Raw genomic sequence first — 22,509 nt, forward strand, 5'->3', positions numbered from 1 at the left:
TCCAGGTGCGGTACCCGGGAGCGTGGTCGTGGCGCAGTCCTCCGGAGCGGAGCCCGTCGGCGCAGCCGCGGCCCCCTCCTCCGCGGCGCGCCCGGCGGGCGGCGTCGGCGCGGGCGCCGCCGCGCCCGTGGACGACGAGGCCCGTCGGCTGTCCGCGTGGGCGCGGGGCGCCGCGCTCGACCGGCTCGTCGGGCTCGCGGTCCGGATCCTCGACGCGCCCGCCGCGCAGGTCTCGCTGCTCGGGGAGCGGGAGTTCGTGGTCGCCTCGGCGGGGACGGCCGACGGCGCGGGGACGAGCACGGCGCTGGACCGGTCGGTGTGCGCGCGTGCGGTCGCCTCCTCGACGGAGCCCTTCGTCGTGGCCGACGCCGTGCACGACGGGCGCGTCGAGGACATGGAGTCGGTGCGGGACGGAACGGTCGGGGCGTACCTCGGCGTGCCGATCGTGCGGCAGGACGGGCACCTCGTCGGGTCCCTGTGCGTCTACGGGCCGGGGGCGCGGGGGTGGTCGGAGGCGGACGTGGTGCTCCTGCGCGCGCTCGCCGAGGCGTGCGCGGACGAGCTCGAGCTGGCCTCCGTGACCGCGGGCTACGGGCTCGACCGGCTGCGCTGGGAGCTCGCCGTCGCCGCGGGCGGGGTCGGCAGCTTCGACTGGGACCTGCACACGGGCGAGCTCGTGTGGGACGACCAGCTGCTGGCGCTCTTCGGGCTCGCGCGCGAGGAGTTCGGCTCGACGATCGAGGCCTTCAGCGCGCGGGTGCACCCCGACGACCGGGTCCGCGTGACGGAGGCGCTGCAGGACGCCATCGCGACGTGCGGCGGCTACGAGGCCGAGTACCGCGTGCTGCTGCCCGACGGCGACCGCATCTGGGTGCAGGCCCGCGGCGCGGCGCTGCCCGGGCCGGACGGCACCGCGAGCCGCGTGCTGGGCGTCGCCTGGGACACGACGGCCGGGCGCGCGGCGGACGCGCGGCTCGCGCGGCTCCTGGAGTCCATGTCGTCCGCCTTCTACTCCGTGGACCGCGAGTGGCGGTTCACCTACGTCAACGGCGAGGCGGAGCGCCTCCTGGGCCGCCCGCGCGAGGAGCTGCTCGGCGGCGTCCTGTGGGACCTGTTCCCGGCGGCCGTGGACGGGCCCTTCGAGGAGCACTACCGGCGCGCCGTCGCCACGGACGAGGCCGTGTCCTTCGAGGCGTACTACCCGCCGCCGCTGGACGGCTGGTACGAGGTCCGCGCCTGGCCCTCGCCCGACGGGCTCTCCGTCACCTTCATCGAGGTGACGGCCCGCCGGGCCGCGCAGGAGGCGGCCGAGGCCGCCCGCGACGAGGCCATGCGGGCCAGCCGCCGGCTCGAGCTGCTCGCACGGGTCAGCGAGGACCTCAGCGGGTCCTTCGAGGACATCGACGACGCGCTGCGGCGGCTCGCCCGGCACCTGGTCCCGACCATCGCGGACTGGTGCATCGTCTCCCTCGTCGACGAGCACGGGCTGCGGGACGTCGCGACCTGGCACGCCGACCCGGACGCGCGGCCGCTGCTCGAGCGCTACTCCGCGAGCCGGCTCGCCGCCCTGGACACCGGCCGGTCCGTGCTCTCGCGGGCGCTGGAGAGCGGCGAGCCCGAGCTCGTCGCGGCGCCGGCCGTGGAGACGCTGGCCGCGATGCTGCGCGACGAGCAGGCCCGCGCCCTGATCCGGGAGCTGGCGCCGCACACGGGCGCGGTGCTGCCCCTGCGGGCCCGCGGACGCACCATCGGCGCGGTGACCCTCGCGCGGGGGCTCGGGCGACCCCCGCTGCTGGGCGACGACCTCGCCACGGGGCTGCAGGTCGCGGGGCGCGCGGCGCTGGCGCTCGACAACGCCCGCCTGTACGGCGAGCAGCACCTCATCGCGGAGGGCCTGCAGCGCACGCTGCTGTCGGCGCCGGTCGAGCCCGACCACGTCGAGGTCGTCGTGCGGTACGCGCCGGCCTCGCGCGCGGCGGAGGTCGGCGGCGACTGGTACGACGCGTTCATGCAGCCGGACGGCGCCACGGTGCTCGTCATCGGCGACGTGGTCGGCCACGACATCGACGCCGCCGTGCAGATGAGCCAGGTGCGCAACCTCCTGCGCGGCATCGCCTACGCGACGGGCGTCACCCCGGCGGCGGTGCTCTCCACGCTCGACGCCGCCCTCACCGGGCTCAAGGTGGGGACGACCGCCACGGCCGTCGTCGCCCGGCTGGAGCAGGACGCCGACGCGCGGGACCGCGGCACGCGGCGGCTGCGCTGGTCGAACGCGGGGCACCTGCCGCCGCTGCTCCTCGACCCCGCGGGCGGGGCGCGCTACCTCGCCCCCCGCGGCGGTGACCTGCTCCTCGGCATCGCGCCCGAGCGGCCCCGCCACGACCACCTCGAGGAGCTCGTGCCCGGCACGACCGTGCTCCTGTTCACGGACGGCCTCGTCGAGCGGCGCGGGGAGGACCTGCGGATCTCGCTCGAGGGCCTGCGCACGGCGTCGGCCGAGCTCGCGCGCGACGGCAGGCCCCTGACGGCGCTCGTCGACGCCGTGCTCGAGCGGGTCCTGCCCGCGCGGCTGCAGGACGACGTCGCCGTCGTCGGCGTGCGGCTGCACCGCGAGGACCAGGCGCGGCCCGCCGAGGCCGGCCCGCGTTCCACGCCGCCGCTGCCGGTCCCGCCCGTGCCCGCGCCGCCGGCGGCGCCCGCGGCGTCCGCCGGCCACGCCGTGGCGGCTCCCCTGGGCGAGGCCGGCACCGTCCCCGTCGGCGCCGCGGAGGGCGCATGAGCCGCCCCCGAGGAGACGCCCGCGCGGCGGTCGACAGCGGCATCGCCGAGGCGCGCCCGCCGCGGGCGACGCCCGTCGGGAGCTGGCGGGTGGGCTCGGCCCGCGACCTGACCTCCATGCGCGCGGGGCTGCTCGAGGCGCTCGCCGCGGCGGCGCCGGACGGCGGGCACGCGCTCGACGAGCACGTCGTCCTCGTCGCCTCCGAGCTCGCGACGAACGCCCTGCGGCACGGCGCGCCCCCCGCGCACGTGCGGCTCCTGAGCGGGCGCGGCGCCCTCGTGCTCGAGGTCGCGGACGGCGACACCGAGCGCGTGCCGGTGCTCGCCGGCCGGCGCACGGCCGGGGCGGGCGGCTTCGGCCTCGTCATCGCCGAGCGGGTGGCCCGGGACGTCGGCTGGTACCGCGCCTCGGGCGCGAAGCACGTCTGGGCGCTCTTCCCCCTCGGCTGAGCCGGGGCCCGCCCCGGCGGCCGGGCCAGGTCAGCGGGCCCGTCAGCGGGCCCGTCAGCGGGCGGGTCAGCGAGCCGGGACCGCGGTTCCCCGTCGCGCGGCGACGGCGGCGGCCACGTCCTCCGTGACGAGGTCGCCGTTCAGCCCGGCGCCGGCCAGCAGCCCGGCACCGGCGGCGACGGCGACCATCGCCGCCAGGTCGTCCACGTTGCCCGCGGCCCAGACGCCGGGCACGGGGGTCCGCCCCGTCGGGTCGGCCGGCACGACCGGGGCGCCCATGGGGTGCTCGACGAGCGTCCCGCCCAGCGCGGTGTAGAGCCCGCCGCGGGCGACGAACCGCGGGGCCACGGCGACGGCGTCGACGGCGACCTCGCGGCCGCCGGCGAGCACGACCGCCCGCAGCACGCCGCTCTCGCTGCGCAGCCGCTCCACCGGTCCGTCGACGACGGCCACGTCCCGGGCGGCCAGCGCCTCCCACGCGTCCGCGTCGAGGTCGGGCGCCGTGTGCGTCAGCAGGGTCACGTCCGGGGTGAGCTGGCGCAGCAGCAGCGCCACGTGCACGGCCCGCGCGGAGGTGGCGAGCACGGCGACCCGGCGCCCGCGGACCTCCCACCCGTGGCAGTAGGGGCAGTGCAGGACGGCCCCGCCCCAGTGCTCCGCCACCCCCGGCACGTCGGGCAGCTCGTCGACGAGGCCCGTCGCGAGCAGCACGCGCCGCGCGCGCAGCGTCCGCCCGGACGCCAGGTCCACGACGAACCGCGGGGCCTCGGGCCGGTCGTCGGCGGCACGGCGGGCCGCGACCACCCGGTCGTCGAGGACGACGGCGCCGTAGCCCTCGGCCTCCCGGCGGCCGTCGGCCAGGAGCAGGCGGGGCGGCACCCCCTCCCGGCCGAGGAGGTTGTGGGCGCCCGCGGCGGGTGCGTTGCGGGGCTCGCCGGCGTCCACCACCGTGACGCGTCGCAGGGACCGGGCGAGGGCGACGGCGGCGGCGAGGCCGGCGGGGCCGCCGCCGACCACGACGACGTCGAGGAGGTCGGCCTCGCGGGGCCGGTCGGGGGAGGGCCGGTCGGGGGAGGGGCGGTCGGGGGAGGAGCGGTCGGTCGGTGCTCCGCCGGTGGCGGGGCCGGTGGGCAGGGCGGTGGTCATGCGGGTCTCCGTGTCGTGTCGTGTCGGGTCGGGGGTGCGGTGCCGGGGGTGCGGCGGGTGCCGCGGCGTCACGGCGCGGTGCCCGTGGCGCGACGGCGGGCGGTGCGCCGGGGCCCGGCAGGGCGGGCGGGTGGGCGCGCCTGCGGGAGTCGGGGGGTGACGGGCGTCGGGCGCGTCACGGGCGTCGGGCGGTCCAGGCCGTCCGGGAGGTGCGCAGCACGAGGTCGTCGCGGTGCTCGAGCACCGACGGCCCCGCGGACCCGTCCGGCGCCGGCCCGCGGGACGGGTCCGCCACCGCGAGGAGGTGGTCGAGCGCCGCGCGGTCGGCGTCCTCCAGGCGGTCGCCGAGGGCGTCCCGCACGTGGCCGAGCCACGCGTGCGCGTAGCGGCCGACGAGCGCGTCCGCCGGCTCCCGCACGAGCGGCCAGGGGCGCTGGTCCAGCGGCTCGAGCCCCGCGGCGACGATCGCGTCGTGCCAGTCGGGGTGCGCGGCCCAGCCGGCGTCGACGGTGGCCGCCCGCAGACGCGCCCCCAGCCCGGCGGGGCCGACGCCGTCGGGCAGGACGTCCGGCGGGCCGTCGGGCTCCACGACGACGAGCAGCCCGCCCGGCCGCAGCACGTCGTGCACCTCGCGCAGGAGCCGTGCGGGGTCGGCCACCTCGTGCAGCGCGAGGGCGACGTGGACGAGGTCGGGGGTGCCGACCGCGGCGGCGGCCGCCGCGGGGCCGCCCGGCGCGTCGAGGTCCGCGGCGACGGGGACGACGCGGTCGCCGACCCCGGCCTCCGCCGCCGACGCGGCGGTCCGCGCGAGCATCGCGGCGTCGCGGTCGACGGCCGCGACGTGCGCCGTCGGGAAGCGTGCGGCGAGGGCGGCGGCGCCGCGGCCGGTGCCGGCGCCGAGGTCGACCACGGCGCGCACCGGGGCGTCCAGGTGGGCCGCGACGGCGTCGAGGAGCGCCGCCGCCCCGTCGGCGTGCAGCCGCGCGTCGAGGTCGAGGAGCCGCGCGTGCGCCTCGGGGTCGCCGGCGGGGCGGTGCTCGCCGACGGCGCCGCGGGACCGCCCGTGGGCGTGGGCATGGGCCTGGGCGTGGCCGTGGACGTGGGCCCGGGCGTGGGCGGAGGGTGGCCGACCGGTCCCGGCGCCGGTCGGGCCGGCCCCGGTCGTCTCGTCGCGGTGCGTCATGCGCACGACGGTAGGCCGGGACGTGCCGGAGCGGCATAGGCTCTTGCGCATGACGCAAGAAGAGGCGGCGCTGGACCTCGTCGTCCGACAGCGCATCCGGGGCCTGCGGCTGGCGAAGGGCTGGTCGCTCGACGCGCTGGCGTCCCGGTGCGCGCTCAGCGCCTCGTCGCTCAGCCGCATCGAGACGGGCCACCGGCGCATCGCGCTGGACCAGCTCGTGCCGCTGGCGCGGGCGCTCGGGACGACGCTGGACCAGCTCGTGGAGCCGGAGGGCGACGACGACGTGGTCATCCGCCCCGAGCCCCGGCACGAGCCGGGGGCGACGACCTGGCTGCTCTCCCGGGAACGGGCGACGCAGGGCGTCGTCGTCGCGAAGATGCGGCTCACGCCCGAGCGCGTCGTCGGGGACCCCCGCGTGCACCCGGGGCGCGAGTGGTTCACGGTGCTGTCGGGCGTCGTCCGGCTCACCCTCGGCTCGCGCTCCGTCGTGGTGCGCGCCGGCGAGGCGGCGCAGTTCTCGACGATGACGCCGCACGTCGTCCAGGCGCACGGAGGCCCGGCCGAGCTGCTGACGATCTTCGACCACGACGGCGAGCGCGCCCACCTCGACGAGCGGGCCCCCGGCACCTGACCCGCGGGGTGTCCCCTGCCGGACGGTCCCGGTGCGCGGCCCCCGGGGGCGTCACCCGAGGGCGCCGGTGCGCCGGGACCGGTCCCGTCTGAGCCGATCGGGCGAACGGCCCGGCGTGTCGCGGCGGGCGGGGCCCGCGGTCCCGATGCTGGAGGGGTGCCCCTGCCGCCCGACGACCTGCCGCGCTCGCCCACCGGGCGCGTGCCGCGGTGGGTCCTCGACGAGGCGTCGGGCGGCACCGCCCCGGGGACGGTGCCGCACCCCCCGACGGGCGCTCCGGCGGGCGCGGCCCCGCGGCCCGCACGCCGCCGCCGTCGTCCCCTGGGCGGTCTCGTCGCGGGGCTGCTCGTGGTCGGCGGGCTCGGGGCGGGTGCCGCCCTCTGGCTGGACGTCGCCGACCGGGACGAGCTCGGCGTCTCCGTCGCGACCGCGCTCGCCGACGTCACGGACGGCGCCGTCGACCTGCGCCCGTCCGTGCCGCCGCCGTCGGCCGAGGTCGTCGCGCTCGCGGACGCCGCGCACCTGACCGACGAGGGCCGCGCCCTGCTCTACGCCACGCGTCCCGAGGTCCTCGACGCCGCCGCCTTCGCCGGTCGCTGCGACCGCCTCGGCGCGCGGCCGGCCCGGGGGCTCGCGGCGCCCGCCGGTGCGGTCGGGTGCTTCTGGGAGGGACCGGACCGCATCGTCGTCTTCCGTCCGTCGGACGCCCGGCTGGGCGGCTTCGTCGTCGAGACCACCGCGCACGAGCTCCTCCACGCGGCGTGGGCGGAGCTCGACGACACCGAGCGGGCGCGGCTGACGCCGCTGCTCGAGGTCGAGGTGGCGCGCCTGCCGGCGGACGACCCGCTCCACGACCAGCTCGCGGGGTCCGTCGGCGACGAGCCGGCGAGCCGTCCCACGGAGCTGTTCGCCTACCTCGGCACGCAGGTGCAGCGGCCCGGCGGCCTGGGCGCGGACCTCGAGGTCGCGTGGGGACGCGTCGTGACGGACCGGACGGCCCTCGTCGCGGTGCACGAGGCGTGGCAGGCGGTGCTCACGGACCTCGGCACGGAGGTGCAGGAGTCCGGGCAGGCGCTCGTCGCGCAGGAGGCCGTCACCGCGACGGCGCGGGCGCAGCTCGTCGCGGACACCGCCGCCCGCGACGCCTACCGCACGGCCCTGGCCGAGCAGGAGGCCGAGGTGGCCGCCCTCGGCGCGGCGGAGCGGTCGCGGCTGCTGCTGTCCTGGACCTGGTGGGACGGCACGGAGCTGCCGCAGGCGTCCGCCGAGGAGACGCTCGCGCTGGCCCGCACGCTGCTCGCGCGCGACGACGCCTCGCTCGCGGCGCGCGGGACGGCGGTCGCCGCCGACGAGGCACGGGACGCCGCCGAGCGCGCCCGCGTCCAGGCCCTCGCCGACGACCTCGAGCGCCTCCACGACGCGCTGGACCCGGCGGCCGGGGCGTAGCCGCCGCCCGGCCCTCAGTGCCGGCCGAAGAGGCCGGCGTCGAGCGTGTGGGCGTCGCCGGCGAACGGGACCAGGTCCTTCGGCGCGGGGAACGGCAGGACGTGGCGCACCTGGGGCGCGTCGACGGACCCGAGGTCGTCCGTCGCGACGACGACCGCGTCGGCGCGGACCTCGACGACGCGCACGCGCAGCCGCGAGCCGTCCGTCGCGGGGAGCTGCCACAGCCCGGAGAGCCACGCGATGCCGTGAGCCTCCAGCGCCTCCTCCGCCTCCATCCAGTCCACGACGCCGGTGAGGTCGCGGCCCAGCCGGTCAACGGCGACCCACCCCTCGCCGACGGGTCGCACCCAGCCCAGGAGCTCGCGGTCCCCGGCCCGGCGGTGCTCGGTCCAGTCGGTCGGCAGCATGCGCGCAGGCTAGGGGCGGCACCGGCACCGTGTCCCGGCCTTTCCGTGCCGCGCCGGCCCGCCCGCACCAGGGGTCCGGCGGTGCCCGCGTCCTGTCCCTCGTCGGGGCGGCTCACGGGCCGACGGGCGCCTCGGCCGGCTCGACGAGGACCTGGACCGGCCCGACGCGCAGGGTGCCGTCGGTCAGCGGGCGGCAGCGGACGCCACCCGTCAGCCGCATCGCCCGCCAGGCCCCCGGGCCGACGGCGACGTCCATCCACGCGCACGGGCGGGCGCGCGTGCGCACGGCCAGCCGCACCGGCCCGTCCCCGCTGTCGAGGGTGAGGACGGCGCCGACGAGGTCGTCGACGGCCACACCGGTGAGCAGCACGTTGCGGCGGACCTGCGCCAGGCCCGTGCCCGGGGGCAGGTGCTCCGCGGCGATCAGCGTGACCGCGGCGTCGCGGTGGGCGGGCCGCCCGAAGAACCGGTCGCCGACGATCCCGAGCCCGGCGCGCACCTCGACGGCGTCGACGAGCTCGCCCTCCGGCGCCGGTGCGGGCCCGTCGGCCGGTCGCCCGGCGTACCGGTGCACCGGTGAGGCGAGCAGCTGCTCGATGCGTGCCACCCCGTGATCCTGCCCGCCCCACGCCGACGCCGCGCGCCTCCCGGAGCCATGCTGCACCGGCGGGCCGACGCGCCGGCTGCGACGGTGCCCGGCTCGGCGTGCCACGGCGCCGGTGCAGCATCCGTTCACGCCGGCGGCGGCGGGGTGGCGGCGGACGGAGCGGGGTGGACCGCGAACTGCCGGACGGCCTCCCGCACGACGTCCTCGGCGGCCGCCGCGACGGGGTCACCGGGACGCGCACCCGCGGACGGGTCGACGGGCCCCGCGGCCCGCAGGCGCGACCAGGACGCCTCCAGCGCGGCGAGCGCCACGGCGGGCGTCGTGCCCGGGGCCGCCTCGAGGACCGCGGGGACCAGCCACGCCACGTCCAGCGTGCCCGCCGGGGGTGCGAACACGCGCTCGCCCGTCGTCCAGTCGGTCGGCGAGCCGCGCCCGGGCGCGGGGACGGGTGCGTGCGGCGTGCGGTCCATGCCGCCGATCGTCGTCTCACGGCAGGGCCCCGGCGACCCGGCGCGGGTGCGCGCCACAGGTCGGTGGCACCAGGCCCGGTCGCCCAGGGGTCCACAGCGGTGGACCGGGCTCGCACCGCGGTGACCGACCCAGGCCCGGGCCCGACCATCTCCGCCGCGGGGGCGAGCGGGGTCGGCCCCCGGCGGTCAGGCGCCCAGGAGGGCGTCCACGGCGGCGGCGGAGTACTCGCGCTCCACCACCATCGCCGCGAGCCCGACGACGCCGGCGTCCTCGCCGAGGGCGGCGCCGTGGATCGTCAGGTGCCGCGTCGCCCGGGGGAGGGAGCGCGGGTAGAGCGTCTCGCGCACGCCGGCGAGCAGCGGCGCGGAGGCCAGCGCGCCGCCGATGACGACCTCGCCGGGGTTGAGCAGGCACACCACCGTCGCCATGACCTCGCCGATCACGCGCCCCGCGGCCTGGGTCAGGCGGGCCGCGTCCGCGTCGCCGGCGGCCAGCAGCGCGCCGACGTCCGACCCGGAGGCGGCGGGCGTGCCCAGCGCCGTGAGCGACCGTGCCACGGCGCGCCCCGACGCCACCGCCGCGAGGCAGCCGTGGCCGCCGCACTGGCACAGCGCGTCGTCGTGCCCGGCGAGGCGGACGTGCCCGATGTCGCCGGAGCCGCCGTCGACCCCCCGGTAGACCTGGCCCCCGATGACGATGCCCGTCCCGATGCCCGTCGACACCTTCACCAGGCACAGCGAGCGCGAGGCGGGGTAGCCCGTGCGCTGCTCGCCGAGGGCGGCGGCGTCGGCGTCGTTCGCGACGAGCACGGGGACGCCGAGCGCGTCGTGCAGGTGCTCGGGGACGGGGTAGGCGTCCCAGCCGGGCATGATCGGCGGCTGGCTGGGCCGGCCGGTGTCGGGGTCGACGGGCCCGGGCACGCTGATCCCCATGCCGCCGACGTGCGCCCGCGGGACGCCGGTGCGCTCCAGCAGCGCGGTGGCGGCGTCGGTCAGCGCGCGCAGGGTGCGCTCCGGCCCGTCGGCGACCGCGACCTGGACGCGCACCTCGTCGAGGATCCGCCCCGCCAGGTCGGTCACCGCGACGGTGCTGTGGGTGGTGTCGACGGCCGCGGCGACGACGTGCGCGTGCTCCGTGTTGAACTCCAGGCGCCGCGGGCGGCGGCCACCCGTGACGCGGTCGGTCCCGTTCTCGACGAGTAGCCCGGCCGCCAGCAGCGCGTCGATCCGTCCGGCGACGGTCATCCGGCTCAGGCCCGTCACCTCCAGCACGTCGCCGCGGGTCGTCGCCCGCCCGCTGCGCACCAGTGCGAGGACCTCCCCGGCTCCCGGCATCGTCGCCACCTCCGTGACCTGATCGTGCTCGCCATTGTGCTTGACCGCTGCTCACCTTATGCCTAGCGTCTAGACACAACTTCGGACCGACGGCGGTCCGGACGAGCCCGCAGCACCACCCCAGCGCGAGGAGGCGCACGGTGAAGGTACGTGGCACGGCACTGAGGACGGCGGCGGTGACGAGCGCGGCCGTGCTCGTCCTGGCGGCCTGCTCCGGCGGCGACGCCGAGGGCGACGGGACGGGCGGCACGGACGGCGGCGGGGGCGGCGCCCTCACGGTCTGGGTGCAGGAGGACCTGCCGGACCGCGTGGCCGCCACCCAGGCGATCGTCGACGCCTTCACGGAGGCGAGCGGGACGGAGGTCGACCTCGTCTCCGTCGCCGAGGACCAGTTCAGCCAGCTCATCACCTCGGCAGCCGCCGCGGGCGACCTGCCCGACGTCATCGGCGGGATCTCGCTGCCGCAGGTGCGCACGCTCTCGGCCAACGAGCTCGTCGACACGGAAACGGTGGGGGCGGTCCTCGACGCCCTCGACCCGGGCACGTTCTCGGAGAAGGCGGTCGAGCTCACCCGCGACGGGGACGCCCAGCTCGCGGTCCCCAGCGAGTCGTGGACCCAGATGCTCTACTACCGCTCCGACCTCTTCGAGGCGGCCGGCCTCGAGCCGCCGACCTCCTACGAGAGCATCCTCGCGGCGGCCGAGGCGCTCGACAGCGACGAGGTCGCCGGCTTCGTCGGCGCGACCGCTCCCGGCGACTCCTTCACGGAGCAGACCTTCGAGCACGTCGCCCTCGGCAACGGCTGCGAGATGGTCGACGAGGAGGGCGAGGTGCAGCTCGACTCCGAGGCCTGCGTCGCCGCCTTCGACTTCTACGGGCAGCTCGTCACGGACTACAGCGTGGCCGGCGCCCAGGACGTCGACACCACCCGCGCCGCCTACTTCGCGGGGCAGGCGGCGATGTTCGTCTGGTCGACGTTCGTGCTCGACGAGATGGCCGGCCTCCGCGAGGACGCCAAGCCCTCCTGCGCCGAGTGCGCGGCCGACCCGGCGTACCTGGCGAAGAACACGGGCGTCGTGACGGCCATCGAGGGCCCCGACGGCTCGGCGCCGGCGCAGTTCGGCGAGATCACGTCGTGGACGGTCACGGCGGGCGCCGACACCGCCGCGTCGCAGGCCTTCGTCGAGTACATGATGGGCGACGGCTACGAGCCGTGGATCGCCATCGCCCCCGAGGGCAAGGTGCCGGTCCGCGCCGGGACGCCCGAGGAGCCGACGCTCTACTCCGACACCTGGGCCACGCTGCCCGCCGGCGTCGACACGAAGGCCCCGCTGGCCGACTTCTACGCGCCCGAGGTGCTCGAAGCGGTCGCCGCGGGGCCGGAGGACCTGGCGCGGTGGGGTATCACGCAGGGGCAGGGCGACCTGCTCGGCGCCACCCAGGGCGAGCACCCCGTGGCCGAGGCGGTGAGCGAGGTCGCCGGCGGCACCGACCCGGAGACGGCGGCGCAGACGGCGGCCGAGGCGGTGCGCTCCATCGCGGAGTCCCTGCAGTGACGCAGCTCGCCGGGGGGTCGGGGGTCACCGGCCCGGCCCCCCGCGTCCCCGCCGACCCGGGCCCCGGCGGCGGTCGTGGTCGCCGGGGGCGGCTGCCCGGGGGCAACCGGCGCTCGCAGCGCAGCCGGGAGGAGTCCCGTACGGGGCTGGCGCTCATCTCGCCGACGGTCGTCATCGTCGTCGTGGTCGTCGTCCTCCCGATCCTGTGGACGGTGTCGCTGGCGTTCCAGTCGGTGCGGCTGCTCAACATCCGCACGACGGGGATCCTCGGCGACTACACGCTGGGCAACTTCACCGGGGTGCTCACCTCGCCCGGCTTCCTCCAGGCCCTGCTGACGACGGTGCTCTACTCCGTCCTCGGCACGACGCTGGCCATCTCCGTGGGGCTCGCGGCGGCGCTCGCGCTGCGGGCCCCGTTCCGGGGCCGGGGCGCCGTGCGGGCGGCGATGCTCCTGCCGTACGTGGCGCCGGTCGTCGCGGCGACGTTCGTGTGGTCGACGATGCTCAACCCGCAGTTCGGGCTGGTCAACCACGTCGGCACCCGGTGGCTGGGCTGGGACGAGCCCATCGCGTTCCTGTCGGCGCGGTCGACGGAGATGTCGCTCCTCGGCTGGGACGTCCAGGTCCCGACGGCCCTGCTCACGGTCATCCTCTTCGAGGGCTGGCGCTCGTTCCCGTTCGCGTTCCTCTTCCTCACGGCCCGCCTCGGCGCGGTGCCGGAGGTGCTCGACGAGGCCGCCCGGGTCGACGGCGCGACGCCGACGCAGCGCTTCCGCCACATCCTCTGGCCGCAGCTCGTCCCGACGATCGCGGTGCTGTCGGTCCTGCGCTTCATCTGGACGTTCAACAACTTCGACGACATCTACCTGCTCACCGGCGGCGGCGCCGGCACGGAGGTCGTCTCCGTCCGCGTCTTCGACTACCTCACGGCGCGCGGAGACATCGGCGCGGCCGCCGCCCAGGCGCTCGTGCTGGCGGCGATCCTCGCGGTCCTCGTCGGGATCTACCTCAAGCGGTTCGGCAAGGAGGAGGAGCAGGCATGAGCGGCAGCGTCCTGGCCCGCCCGCCGTCGCGGTCCGCCGCCCGCGACGGGGGCTTCAACCGCGACCGGTTCGAGAACGGCGTGCTGCGCGTCCTGCGGCCGCTGGTGATCGTGCTGCTGCTGGTCGTCGCGGTGTTCCCCTTCTACTACATGGTGCTGCTGAGCTTCCGGTCGCTGGACTCGCTGCTGCAGGACCCCGGCGCGCTGTGGGTGTCCGTCGACGAGCTGAACCTCGACACCTACGTCGACGTCCTCACGCCCGTCGCCGACGGCGGGCAGGGCTTCGGCACCTTCATCCGCAACTCGCTGCTCGTCGCCCTGGGGACCGTGGTGCTCTCGCTCCTCGTCGCCATCCCCGGCGCCTACGCCGTCAGCCGGCTGCAGTTCTTCGGCCGGCGGCAGGTGTCCGCGCTGTTCCTCGCCGTGTACTTCTTCCCGAGCATCCTGCTGGCGGTGCCGCTGTTCGTGTTCTTCACGCGCATCGGGCTGCGGGGCTCGCTCGTCGGGCTGCTGGTCGTCTACGTCGCGCAGGTCGCGGCCGTGTCGATCTACATGCTGCGCAACTACTTCACGACGATCCCCGTGTCGCTGGAGGAGGCCGCCGCCATCGACGGCTGCACGCGCCTGCAGGCCATGCGCCGCATCAGCCTGCCGCTCGCCATGCCGGCCATCGTCTCCAACGGGCTGTTCATCTTCATGATCGCCTGGAACGAGTTCCTGTTCGCGCTGCTGTTCCTCGTCGAGCGGCGGGACCGGTGGACCGTCTCCCTCGGCCTGTCGCAGCTGTCCGGGAGCATCGAGGTCCCGACGACGATCCTCATGGCCGGCTCCGTCATCCTCACGCTGCCGATCATCGTGCTCTTCTTCGCCTCGGAGCGGCTCCTCGTCGGCGGGCTCACCGCCGGCGCCGAGAAGGGCTGACCCGCGCCGGGGTGCGGCACGGCACCCCGGCGCCGCCCCCGCCCGACGCACCCCCCACGCACCCGTCTCGCCGCACCCCGTCCCGTCGCAGCCGTCCCGCCGTACCCGTCCCGTCCCGTCCCGCCGCACCCGCCCCGAAGGGAGGGCACGTCGTCGTGCCCCAGATCGTCCAGTTCACCGGCCCGCGCCACGTGGAGCTCGTCGAGACGCCCGCGGTGGCGCTCACGCCCGGCACGGTGCGCGTGGCCACCTGGTACTCCGGCATCTCCGCCGGGACGGAGCTGACCGCGTACCGGGGCACGAACCCGTACCTCACCTCGACCTGGGACGCGGAGCGGCGCCTCTTCGTGCCCGGCGAGCCGAGCTTCGGCTACCCCGTCCAGGGCTGGGGCTACTCCGAGGTCGGCCAGGTCGTCGAGGTGGCCGACGACGTGACGGCCCCGGCCGTCGGCGACGTCGTGCACGGCATCTGGGGGCACCGGTCGGACGCGGTCCTGCCCGCCGCGGCCCTGTCCTGGCGGGTGCTGCCTGCGAGGACGGACCCGGTCGTCGGGACCTTCGCGCGTGTCGGGGCCATCGCGCTCAACGCGGTGCTCGCGGCCGACGTGCGGCTCGGGGAGCAGGTCGCCGTGTTCGGGCAGGGGGTCATCGGGCTGCTCGCCACGCGGCTCGCGACGCTGTCGGGGGCACGGGTCGTGGCCGTGGACGCCCAGCCGGTGCGGCTCGCGGTGGCGGAGCGCCTCGGGGCGGCCGCGACGGTGGACGCCCGGGTCGAGGGCGGAGCCGGTGCGCGGGTCCGCGAGCTCACCGGCGGCGGCGCCGACAGCGCCGTCGAGCTGTCCGGGGCACCGGCGGCGCTGCACGAGGCCATCCGGTCCGTCGTCGTCGAGGGGCTCGTCGCCGCGTCCGGGTTCTACCAGGGTGGTGCCGACCACCTGCGGCTGGGCGAGGAGTTCCACCACAACCGGGTGCGGCTCGTCGCGAGCCAGATCTCCGGGGTGCCCGTCGGCCTCGGCGGCCGGTGGGACCAGGCCCGGCTCGTCCGGACGGTGCTTGCGGAGATGGTGGCGGGCCGCGTCGACGCCCGCGCCCTGGTGACGGACGTCGTCGCGGCCGCCGACGTCGCCGCGGCCTTCAGGCGCCTCGACCGCGGCGACCCCGCGGTCCTGCAGACCCTCCTGCGCTTCGACGCGGCCCCCGCGGCCGACCCGTCGACCGACGACGCCGGGACGGGGGAGCGATGACACGGCCCCTGCCGCCCGCCGGGGCCACCGCTCCCGGCGCGACGGCGGGTGCCGCCGGCGGGCAGCACCCGGCGAGCCGCTGGTCCTCCGCGCCGGGCCCCCACGCCGTGCCCGGCACGCGCCCGCAGCTGCCCGCGCGGCGGCCCGGGGTCGGGCTCGTCGGCGCCGGGGCGATCGCGCGCTCGGCGCACCTGCCGGCCTACGCCGCCTGGGGCGTGCCGGTGGTGGCGGTCGCCTCCCGCACCCCCGAGCACGCCCGCGCGCTCGCGGACGCCGCCGGCATCCCCACCGTGCACGCCACCGTGGCCGAGCTGCTCGCCGACCCGGCCGTGGAGGTCGTCGACCTCGCCACGGGCCCCGCCGGGCGCCTGGACCTCCTCGCCGCCGCCGTCGAGGCGGGCAAGCACGTGCTCGCGCAGAAGCCCCTCGTCGCCGACGCGGCGGACCTGCCGCGGCTGGCGCAGGTCCTCGCCGACGCCCGGGCGCGGGGCGTCCGCGTCGCCGTCAACCAGAACGGGCGGTGGGCGCCGGCGTGGCGGCTGGCGACCCTGCTCGTCCGCGACGGGGCGGTCGGCGAGGTGGTCGGCGTGACGCACCTGCACGACAAGCCGCTGCCCCCGCTGGCCGGCACGCCCTTCGACGACGTCCCCCACATGCTGCTGGCCGACTACCTCGTGCACTGGCTCGACATCACGCGCTGCTGGCTCGAAGGGGGACGGGTCACCACGGTCGCGGCGCACGACTCCCGCGTCCCCGGCCAGCCCGACGCCGCCCGCAACCCGTGGCACGCGTCCGTGCACGTGGGGCTCGCGTCCGGCGCGTCCGCCGCGCTCCGCGTCGTCGGCGACGCCCGCACCCGCACCGGCGGCTGCCCGTTCTGGGTCCACGGGACGGAGGGCACGCTGCGCGGGAGCGTCCTGCTCGGCTCCGACGCGCTCGTCCTGGAGCGCGGGGCGACGACGACCCGCTTCGCGCTCGAGGGCCAGTGGTTCACGGACGGCTTCGCGGGGGCCATGGGCGAGCTGCTCACGGCGGTCGACGAGGGCCGCGAGCCGGAGAACGCCGCGGAGCACGTGCTGGCGACCGTGCGCCTGGGGCTCGCGGCCGTGGACTCCGCGGCCGCCGGTGGTGCCCCGGTCCACCCGGAGGCCCTCGTCCTCACCCGCCCCGGCGAGCGGGCGGCCCTGCCGTCGTCGTGGTCGTCGACCCCGTCGGTCCCGTCGACCGCGTCGACCCCGTCGACGTCGTCGACCCCGCCGTCCCCGCCGTCCCCGGCGCCCGGGACCGGCCCCGGGGAGGCCCGCCCATGACCGTCGTCGACGAGCTGCCGGTCGGTGCCCGCACCCGGGTGTACACGGAGGGCTGGCAGAGCTGGAGCCCCACCACCTGGGCCGCGCCGGGGGACCCGCCCCACCGGCCGGCCGAGGGCTGGCAGCACCTCATGCGGTTCCGGCCCGGCGTGCAGCCGCCCGCGGACGGGCACCAGGGGGAGGGCCTGCTCGTCGTCGACCCGGGCGACGGCAGCCCCGCCCGCGCCTACGGCACGCTGGAGGTCGACCGCGAGGTGCCCACGATCCGCGCTGTGCTGGAGCGCGGGCACCTCGTCGTGACCGCCGACGGCCCCGTGACCGTCTGGACCGCCCCGCCGGACGCGTCCCGGTCCCGCACCGGGGGCGAGGTCCCGGCCGGGGCCGACGGGGGCTCGGCCGGGCAGGCGGTGCTCGCCGCGGTCGGCGCGGCGCTGGGGGCCGCCGCGGGCGCCCGGGCCTCCTCGGGGCCCGCGCCGCGCGTCTGGTGCAGCTGGTACCGGTACTTCGAGGGGGTCACGGCGGCGGACGTGCTCGAGAACCTCGCGGCCCTCGACGCCCACGATCTCGACGTCGACGTGGTGCAGGTCGACGACGGGTGGAGCCTCGGCACGGGCGAGGGCACCCGTCCGCGTCCCGGCTTCGGCTCCCTGCCCGACGTGGTCGCCGCGATCCGGGACACGGGCCGTCGCGCCGGGATCTGGCTGGCGCCCTTCGTCGTGGGCGCGCGCTCGACCACCGCCCGGGAGCACCCCGACTGGCTGGTGGGGCCCGCGGGGCACAACTGGGGCGACGACCTCGTCGGCCTCGACCTCACGCACCCCGACGTCCGCGACCACCTCGCCGGGGTGCTCTCCGGGCTGCGCGACCTCGGCATCGACTACGCCAAGCTCGACTTCCTCTACGCCGGCGCCGTCCCGGGCCCGCGGCACGACCCCGACGCCACGCCGGTCAGCGCCTACCGCTCCGGGCTGGCGCTCGTGCGCGAGGTGCTCGGCGAGCGCGCGGACCTGCTGGGGTGCGGCGCGCCGCTCCTGCCGAGCGTCGGGCTCGTCGACGCCATGCGGGTCTCGCCCGACACCTTCCACGAGGGCGGCGAGGACGGGTCGCAGGGCCTGCGCGGTCGGATGTCGCTGGAGGCGCGGGCCTGGCAGCACGGCCGGTTCTGGACGACGGACCCCGACTGCCTCGTCGCGCGGCCGTCCTTCGCGCTGCGGGAGCAGTGGGCGCAGGTCGTCCTGGCGGCCCCGGGCGTGCGCGGGTTCTCCGACCGGGTCGCGGAGCTCGACGCCCGCGGCCTGGAGCTCGTGCGTGACCTCCTCGCCGGGCGCGGCTCGGGACCGCACGCCGGCCGCGACGCCGGCTCGGACGCCGGGCGCGCTTCCGGATCGGACGCCGGGACCGAGGTCGGGGCATGAGCGCCGGAGGGGCTCCTCCAGCGGGCACCGACGCCGTACCGCTCGACCGGGACGCCCTGCAGGACCGCCTCTCACCGCTCGTCGCCGCCCTCTACCCGGCCCGGGCCGACGAGGTGCTCGGCGCCCTCCTCGCGCTCGCCGACCGCTGGGCGCCGCGGCTGGGGCCGACGGGGCGGGCGCGCCCCGACGAGGGCACCGCGTACCTCATCACCTACGGCGACTCCGTCCGCCGCCCGGGCGAGGCCCCGCTGCGCACCCTCCGGGAGGTGCTCCGCACGCACGTCCGGGACGCCGTCACGGACGTGCACCTGCTGCCGCTGTACCCGTGGACGTCCGACGACGGGTTCGGGGTCGTCGACCACCGGGTCGTCGACCCGGCCCTCGGCACCTGGGAGGACGTCGCCGACCTGCGCGCGGACCACGCGCTCATGCTCGACTTCGTCGCCAACCACGTGAGCGGCTCCAGCCCCTGGTTCCGGGAGTGGCTCGCCCGCGACCCGCGGCGCGCGGGCTGGTTCCTCGAGCCGGGGGAGGGGTTCGACACCTCCCGCGTGGTCCGGCCGCGGACGACGCCCCTCGTGCACCCCTTCCCCCGTCCCGACGGGACCGTCGCCCACGCGTGGACGACGTTCGGCCCCGACCAGGTCGACGTCGACCCGCGCACCCCGGAGCTGCTGCTCGAGCTCACGGACGTGCTGCTCGGGTACCTCGCGCACGGCGCCACCACCGTGCGCCTCGACGCCGTCGGCTTCCTCTGGAAGGAGCCCGGCACCACCTGCCTGCACCTGCCGGGCACGCACGGCGTCATCCGCGTGTGGCGGGCCCTCGTCGACGCGCTCGCCCCCGGCGCGCTGCTGCTGACCGAGACGAACGTGCCGCACGCGGACAACGTCACCTACCTCGGCGACGGCTCCGACGAGGCGCACATGGTCTACCAGTTCGCCCTGCCGCCCCTGGTGCTGCACGCCTTCGTGACCGGCCGGGCCACCGCCCTGGCGCGCTGGGCCGCCGGCATCGGGCCCGTGAGCCCCACGGCGACCTGGTTCAACTTCCTCGCGAGCCACGACGGCATCGGCCTGCGGCCGTCCGAGGGGCTCCTCACCGACGACGACCGCGCGCTCCTGGTGGAGCGCACCCTCGCCCGCGGCGGCCGGGTGTCGCTGGCCCGGCGCCCCGACGGCTCCGAGGGCGTGTACGAGCTCAACACGAACTACCTCGACGCCCTCGTCGACCCCGGCGACCCGGACCCCGACACGGCGGCCGTCGTGCGCGGGCTGGCGGCGCACGCGGTGCTCCTCTCGCTCGTCGGGGTGCCGGCGGTCTACGTCCACTCCCTGCTCGGCTCGGGCCAGGACACCGCGGCGGTCGAGGCCAGCGGGATCGCCCGCCGCATCAACCGGGAGACCCTCGACGCCGACCGGCTGGCCGACGAGCTCGTGACGTCTCCCCGGAGGCAGGGCATGCTCGAGGGCCTGCGGCGGCTCCTCGAGGTGCGCCGGACCCTGCCCGGCCTGTCCCCGTTCGCGGCGCAGGCCGTCGAGGAGCCCGACCCCCGCGTGCTGGTCGTCCGCCGGGCGGCCGGGACCGACGACGAGGTGGTGACGGTGGTGAACGTGTCGGACGAGGGGGTGCACCTGCCGGGGCTGACGGGCACCGACGTCCTCACGGGCACCGCCCATCCCGACGGCCTGGACCTGCCGCCGCACGGGTACGCGTGGCTCGTGCCGGCAACCCGGCCGTGGGGCGGGTCCGGCGCGTCCCCGTCGCCGTGAGCGGGGCAGCCCTGCGGGTCGTCGTCGCCGTCGACGCCTTCAAGGGGAGCGTCGGCAGCCGGGAGGCCGGCGCCGCGGTGCGGGCGGGCGTGCTGGCCGCGGACCCCGCCGCCGACGTGCGCGTCGTCGCCGTGGCGGACGGCGGGGAGGGCACTCTCGACGCGGTCGCCGCCGCCCGGGGCGGCCGTCTCGTCCCCGTCGACACGGTGGACGCCCTCGGACGCCCGCGCCGCGCACCCCTCCTCCTCCTCCCCGACGGCACGGCGGTCGTCGAGGCCGCCACGACGATCGGGCTGCCCCTCGTCGCGCCGGTCGACGCGACCGTGCCGCCCCGCGCCTCGTCGTGGGGGCTCGGGGTGCAGGTGGCGCACGCCGTGTCGCTCGGTGCCCGCCGGGTGCTCGTGGGCCTCGGCGGCACCGCGACGACCGACGGCGGCGCCGGGATGCTCGCTGCTCTCGGCGCCCGTCTGGCCCGCGACCCGTCGCCGGGGCGCAACCCGCTCTGGCCGGCCCCGCCCGCCCCCGAGCTCCTGCTCGACGCCGCCCTGCCCGACCTCGGCGGGGTCGAGCTCGTCGCCCTGACCGACGTCACGAACCCCTTGCTCGGGCGGGACGGCGCCGCCGCCGTGTTCGGGCCGCAGAAGGGCGCCTCGCCCGAGCAGGTCGCCGTCCTCGACGCCGCCCTCGCGGCCTGGGCGGGCGAGCTCGAGGCCGTCGCGGGCCGTGCCCTGGACGTGCGCGGCGCCGGTGCCGCCGGCGGCCTGGGCGCCGCGGTCCTCGCGCTCGGCGGTCGTCTCGAGCCCGGTTTCGACGCGCTCGCGGCCCTGGGCGGGCTCGACGAGGCCCTGGTGGGCGCCGACCTCGTGGTGACGGGGGAGGGGAGCATCGACGCGCAGACGGCACGGGGCAAGGCGCCGGCGGGCGTCGCCCGCCGCGGCCGGGCCGCCGGCGCCCTGGTGGTCGGGCTGGCCGGGCGCGTGGTCCACCCGCTCGGCCCGACGGGCGACCTGTTCGACGCCGTCCTGCCCGTGCACCCCCGGCCGCTCCCGCTCGCGGACGCGCTCGACCCGACCACGACGCTCGCCGGTCTGCGAGCCACCGCCGAGCAGCTCGTCCGCCTCCTGGCCGCCGCCGCCCGCCGCCCGTCCCGCCCGCACCCCTGAGACCTCCCTCCTCTGTCCTCACCCCTGACGCGTCCCTCCTCCCGTTCGCACCCCTGATGCCCGCGCCCTTGCTCGAGCCTCGGACGCCCCCGTCCCTGACACCCATGTCCCTGACGCCGCGATGCCGCCCGTCGGCGTCCCGGCCCGGTCGGGGTGAGGAGATCGCGTCGTGCCACGATGGGCGGGTGGCCGTCGCCCCCGTCGTGCTCCGGCGGGTCCTCGACGACCTCGACGCCTCCCCCGCGACCCGCGACCACGGCCCCTGGTCGGCCGACGGCTGGGCACCCGGCGTGCAGGGCGCCGTCGGCCACGTGGTCGGCGTCGCCGACGCGTCCGGCGCCGCCGCGGTCCTCAAGGTGTACCTGGCCGCCGCCTCGCCCGGGTGCGCGACGGAGGTCCGCGCGCTGGCGCTCCTCGCGGAGGTCCCCGGCCTCCTCGTGCCGCGCGTGCTCGCGCACGGCGCCGTCGCCGATCCGTCCGTGGCCGGTTGGCTGCTGATGACGCGCCTGCCCGGCGTGCGGTGGGCCGACCGGCGCCGCGACCTCGACGCCGGTGGCACGACCCGTCTCGGCGAGGAGGTCGCCCGCCTCCTGCGGCGGGTGCACCAGGTCCCCGGCGCCACCTTCGGTCCGCTGGCCGGCGGCGGCGGGGTGTGGCCCACCGCGGTGGAGCACCTCGCGGCGGAGACGGCCCTGGCCCTCGAGGGGTTCGCCGCCACCGGAGGCAGTGAGCACCTGGTGCGCGCCGTGGCGCGCCGCATGAAGGCCCTCGAGCCGGCGATCGCCACGACGGGGCCGCCCGTCCTGCGCCACGGCGACGTCACCGACGCGAACGTCCTGGTGACCGAAGCTCGACACCCCGCCGTCGTCGGGTTCGTCGACCTCGAGCGCGCGAGCTGGTCCGACCCACTCGCCGACGTCGCGCAGCTCCGGACCCACGTGCGGTCGCACACGCCGGACGACCTGCCGACCATCAGCGCCGCCTACGGCGTCACCACCGACGCCGAGCACGAGCGGGTCACCGCCCACGAGCTCCTCCACACCGTCCGCGAGCGGACCTGGATCGCGTTCGACCGCCCCCACGGGTGGCGCGCGTCGCTCGACCGCCTCGACGCCCTCCTGGCGGCGTCGGCCTGACCCGACGCCCAGGGCCGAGCCGCCCGGGCCCCCCGTGCCCCCCGTGCCGCTCGTGCGGCTCGTGCGGCTCGCCTGGCTCGAGCGGCTCGAGCGGCTCGAGCGGCTCGAGTGAGTGGCTCGAGTGGCTCGAGTGGCTCGAGCCACGCGGACTCAGGCCAAGAGTGCGTACGCATGACCGGGCACCTCCGTGCCGTCGCCACCGTGCCGCGCTGCTCCAGCGGTCGAGGCGGCTGCGGCGTGACCGGGATGCGTCGGCGGAGAGGCCTCCACCGTCGCTCCCGCCGCCCGGTCGACGCCGGCGCCGAGGGCGGTCTCCGGCAGCCCGCCGACGACCCCTCCGTCGGGTCCGCGGAACTCGTAGCGAGCCTGCGACGGCGGTCCGCCGGGGCGATAGCGCCCGGTCCTCGTGCCGGCAGGGTCGGATGGGAGCCGGTGGATGGTCAGGTGGTCCTCGTGGACGAGGTGGTGGTGACGGAGGCAGAGCAGGACGGCGTTCT

The 22,509-nt window shown here is 77.8% G+C and carries 19 protein-coding genes; 13 read left to right on the forward strand and 6 right to left on the reverse strand.

The window, feature by feature from the left end; genetic code table 11:
• Window positions 1–28 precede the first annotated feature (28 nt).
• Window positions 29–2,779, forward strand: coding sequence for a SpoIIE family protein phosphatase (locus EJA20_RS09745; RefSeq protein WP_205687440.1), 2,751 nt, complete (start codon window positions 29–31; stop codon window positions 2,777–2,779).
• Window positions 2,776–3,228, forward strand: coding sequence for an ATP-binding protein (locus tag EJA20_RS09750; protein WP_129337964.1), 453 nt, complete (start codon window positions 2,776–2,778; stop codon window positions 3,226–3,228). The genes EJA20_RS09745 and EJA20_RS09750 overlap by 4 nt, the downstream gene beginning before the upstream one ends.
• A 66-nt stretch (window positions 3,229–3,294) precedes the next feature.
• Here the strand turns inward: EJA20_RS09750 and EJA20_RS09755 are convergent, their stop codons facing one another.
• Together EJA20_RS09755 and EJA20_RS09760 are read right to left on the reverse strand one after the other, a co-directional pair.
• Window positions 3,295–4,374, reverse strand: a complete 1,080-nt coding sequence (locus EJA20_RS09755) for an NAD(P)/FAD-dependent oxidoreductase (protein ID WP_129337965.1) — start codon at window positions 4,372–4,374, stop codon at window positions 3,295–3,297.
• A gap of 175 nt (window positions 4,375–4,549) precedes the next feature.
• Entirely contained in the window at window positions 4,550–5,557 is a 1,008-nt protein-coding gene (locus EJA20_RS09760) for a class I SAM-dependent methyltransferase (RefSeq protein ID WP_129337966.1), read from the reverse strand.
• Between the two features lie 49 nt (window positions 5,558–5,606).
• Here EJA20_RS09760 and EJA20_RS09765 point away from each other — a divergent pair, with 49 nt between their 5' ends.
• Both EJA20_RS09765 and EJA20_RS09770 read left to right on the forward strand, forming a co-directional pair.
• Window positions 5,607–6,188 (forward strand): helix-turn-helix domain-containing protein, encoded by a 582-nt coding sequence (locus EJA20_RS09765; RefSeq protein ID WP_129337967.1) that lies wholly within the window; start codon window positions 5,607–5,609, stop codon window positions 6,186–6,188.
• Between the two features lie 156 nt (window positions 6,189–6,344).
• Complete coding sequence (locus tag EJA20_RS09770; RefSeq protein ID WP_129337968.1) at window positions 6,345–7,634, forward strand: coiled-coil domain-containing protein; 1,290 nt, start codon at window positions 6,345–6,347, stop codon at window positions 7,632–7,634.
• Window positions 7,635–7,648: 14 nt separating this feature from the next.
• On the opposite strand, the gene EJA20_RS09775 is transcribed toward EJA20_RS09770, so the two are convergent.
• The 4 genes from EJA20_RS09775 to EJA20_RS09790 form a co-directional block, all read right to left on the reverse strand.
• Window positions 7,649–8,041 (reverse strand): hypothetical protein, encoded by a 393-nt coding sequence (locus EJA20_RS09775; protein ID WP_129337969.1) that lies wholly within the window; start codon window positions 8,039–8,041, stop codon window positions 7,649–7,651.
• Window positions 8,042–8,153: 112 nt separating this feature from the next.
• Window positions 8,154–8,648 carry a molybdenum cofactor biosysynthesis protein gene (locus tag EJA20_RS09780; protein WP_129337970.1) on the reverse strand — a complete coding sequence of 165 codons (495 nt, stop codon included), beginning with the start codon at window positions 8,646–8,648 and terminating at the stop codon, window positions 8,154–8,156.
• Between the two features lie 125 nt (window positions 8,649–8,773).
• Window positions 8,774–9,118, reverse strand: a complete 345-nt coding sequence (locus EJA20_RS09785; RefSeq protein WP_129337971.1) for a hypothetical protein — start codon at window positions 9,116–9,118, stop codon at window positions 8,774–8,776.
• A 186-nt stretch (window positions 9,119–9,304) separates the two neighbouring features.
• Window positions 9,305–10,453 carry an ROK family transcriptional regulator gene (locus EJA20_RS09790; protein WP_129337972.1) on the reverse strand — a complete coding sequence of 383 codons (1,149 nt, stop codon included), beginning with the start codon at window positions 10,451–10,453 and terminating at the stop codon, window positions 9,305–9,307.
• Between the two features lie 176 nt (window positions 10,454–10,629).
• Here EJA20_RS09790 and EJA20_RS09795 point away from each other — a divergent pair, with 176 nt between their 5' ends.
• The 9 genes from EJA20_RS09795 (at window position 10,630) to EJA20_RS09835 (ending at window position 22,012) form a co-directional block, all read left to right on the forward strand.
• Window positions 10,630–12,009: an ABC transporter substrate-binding protein gene (locus EJA20_RS09795; RefSeq protein WP_240675303.1), complete on the forward strand. Its 1,380-nt coding sequence runs from the start codon at window positions 10,630–10,632 to the stop codon at window positions 12,007–12,009.
• Window positions 12,006–13,052: a carbohydrate ABC transporter permease gene (locus EJA20_RS09800; protein ID WP_240675304.1), complete on the forward strand. Its 1,047-nt coding sequence runs from the start codon at window positions 12,006–12,008 to the stop codon at window positions 13,050–13,052. Before EJA20_RS09795 ends, EJA20_RS09800 begins: the two co-directional genes overlap by 4 nt.
• Window positions 13,049–13,972: a carbohydrate ABC transporter permease gene (locus EJA20_RS09805; RefSeq protein ID WP_129337974.1), complete on the forward strand. Its 924-nt coding sequence runs from the start codon at window positions 13,049–13,051 to the stop codon at window positions 13,970–13,972. Before EJA20_RS09800 ends, EJA20_RS09805 begins: the two co-directional genes overlap by 4 nt.
• Before the next feature lie 155 nt (window positions 13,973–14,127).
• A complete protein-coding gene (locus EJA20_RS09810) occupies window positions 14,128–15,216 on the forward strand; it encodes a zinc-dependent alcohol dehydrogenase (protein ID WP_129337975.1) in 1,089 nt (362 codons plus the stop codon).
• A complete protein-coding gene (locus EJA20_RS09815) occupies window positions 15,213–16,526 on the forward strand; it encodes a Gfo/Idh/MocA family protein (RefSeq protein ID WP_129337976.1) in 1,314 nt (437 codons plus the stop codon). Before EJA20_RS09810 ends, EJA20_RS09815 begins: the two co-directional genes overlap by 4 nt.
• Window positions 16,523–17,941 carry a glycoside hydrolase family 36 protein gene (locus EJA20_RS09820; protein WP_129337977.1) on the forward strand — a complete coding sequence of 473 codons (1,419 nt, stop codon included), beginning with the start codon at window positions 16,523–16,525 and terminating at the stop codon, window positions 17,939–17,941. The genes EJA20_RS09815 and EJA20_RS09820 overlap by 4 nt, the downstream gene beginning before the upstream one ends.
• Window positions 17,938–19,713 (forward strand): alpha-amylase family glycosyl hydrolase, encoded by a 1,776-nt coding sequence (locus tag EJA20_RS09825; protein ID WP_129337978.1) that lies wholly within the window; start codon window positions 17,938–17,940, stop codon window positions 19,711–19,713. Before EJA20_RS09820 ends, EJA20_RS09825 begins: the two co-directional genes overlap by 4 nt.
• Window positions 19,710–20,876: a glycerate kinase gene (locus tag EJA20_RS09830; protein WP_205687441.1), complete on the forward strand. Its 1,167-nt coding sequence runs from the start codon at window positions 19,710–19,712 to the stop codon at window positions 20,874–20,876. The genes EJA20_RS09825 and EJA20_RS09830 overlap by 4 nt, the downstream gene beginning before the upstream one ends.
• A gap of 185 nt (window positions 20,877–21,061) precedes the next feature.
• The gene (locus EJA20_RS09835) at window positions 21,062–22,012 is read left to right on the forward strand and encodes a phosphotransferase family protein (RefSeq protein ID WP_164983918.1); all 951 of its coding nucleotides are present in this window, start codon (window positions 21,062–21,064) and stop codon (window positions 22,010–22,012) included.
• Window positions 22,013–22,509: the final 497 nt, after the last annotated feature.

Source organism: Cellulomonas endophytica (genome assembly GCF_004123805.1).
Classification (GTDB): domain Bacteria; phylum Actinomycetota; class Actinomycetes; order Actinomycetales; family Cellulomonadaceae; genus Cellulomonas; species Cellulomonas endophytica.

Bases quoted from the DNA above. Each gene is read 5' to 3' on its own strand.
- EJA20_RS09825 (WP_129337978.1), top strand. From the start codon at position 17,938: ATGAGCGCCGGAGGGGCTCCTCCAGCGGGCACCGACGCCGTACCGCTC.
- EJA20_RS09790 (WP_129337972.1), bottom strand. From the start codon at position 10,453: ATGCCGGGAGCCGGGGAGGTCCTCGCACTGGTGCGCAGCGGGCGGGCG.
- EJA20_RS09775 (WP_129337969.1), bottom strand. From the start codon at position 8,041: ATGCTGCCGACCGACTGGACCGAGCACCGCCGGGCCGGGGACCGCGAG.
- EJA20_RS09750 (WP_129337964.1), top strand. From the start codon at position 2,776: ATGAGCCGCCCCCGAGGAGACGCCCGCGCGGCGGTCGACAGCGGCATC.
- EJA20_RS09820 (WP_129337977.1), top strand. From the start codon at position 16,523: ATGACCGTCGTCGACGAGCTGCCGGTCGGTGCCCGCACCCGGGTGTAC.
- EJA20_RS09765 (WP_129337967.1), top strand. From the start codon at position 5,607: ATGACGCAAGAAGAGGCGGCGCTGGACCTCGTCGTCCGACAGCGCATC.
- EJA20_RS09805 (WP_129337974.1), top strand. From the start codon at position 13,049: ATGAGCGGCAGCGTCCTGGCCCGCCCGCCGTCGCGGTCCGCCGCCCGC.
- EJA20_RS09760 (WP_129337966.1), bottom strand. From the start codon at position 5,557: ATGACGCACCGCGACGAGACGACCGGGGCCGGCCCGACCGGCGCCGGG.
- EJA20_RS09785 (WP_129337971.1), bottom strand. From the start codon at position 9,118: ATGGACCGCACGCCGCACGCACCCGTCCCCGCGCCCGGGCGCGGCTCG.
- EJA20_RS09815 (WP_129337976.1), top strand. From the start codon at position 15,213: ATGACACGGCCCCTGCCGCCCGCCGGGGCCACCGCTCCCGGCGCGACG.
- EJA20_RS09755 (WP_129337965.1), bottom strand. From the start codon at position 4,374: ATGACCACCGCCCTGCCCACCGGCCCCGCCACCGGCGGAGCACCGACC.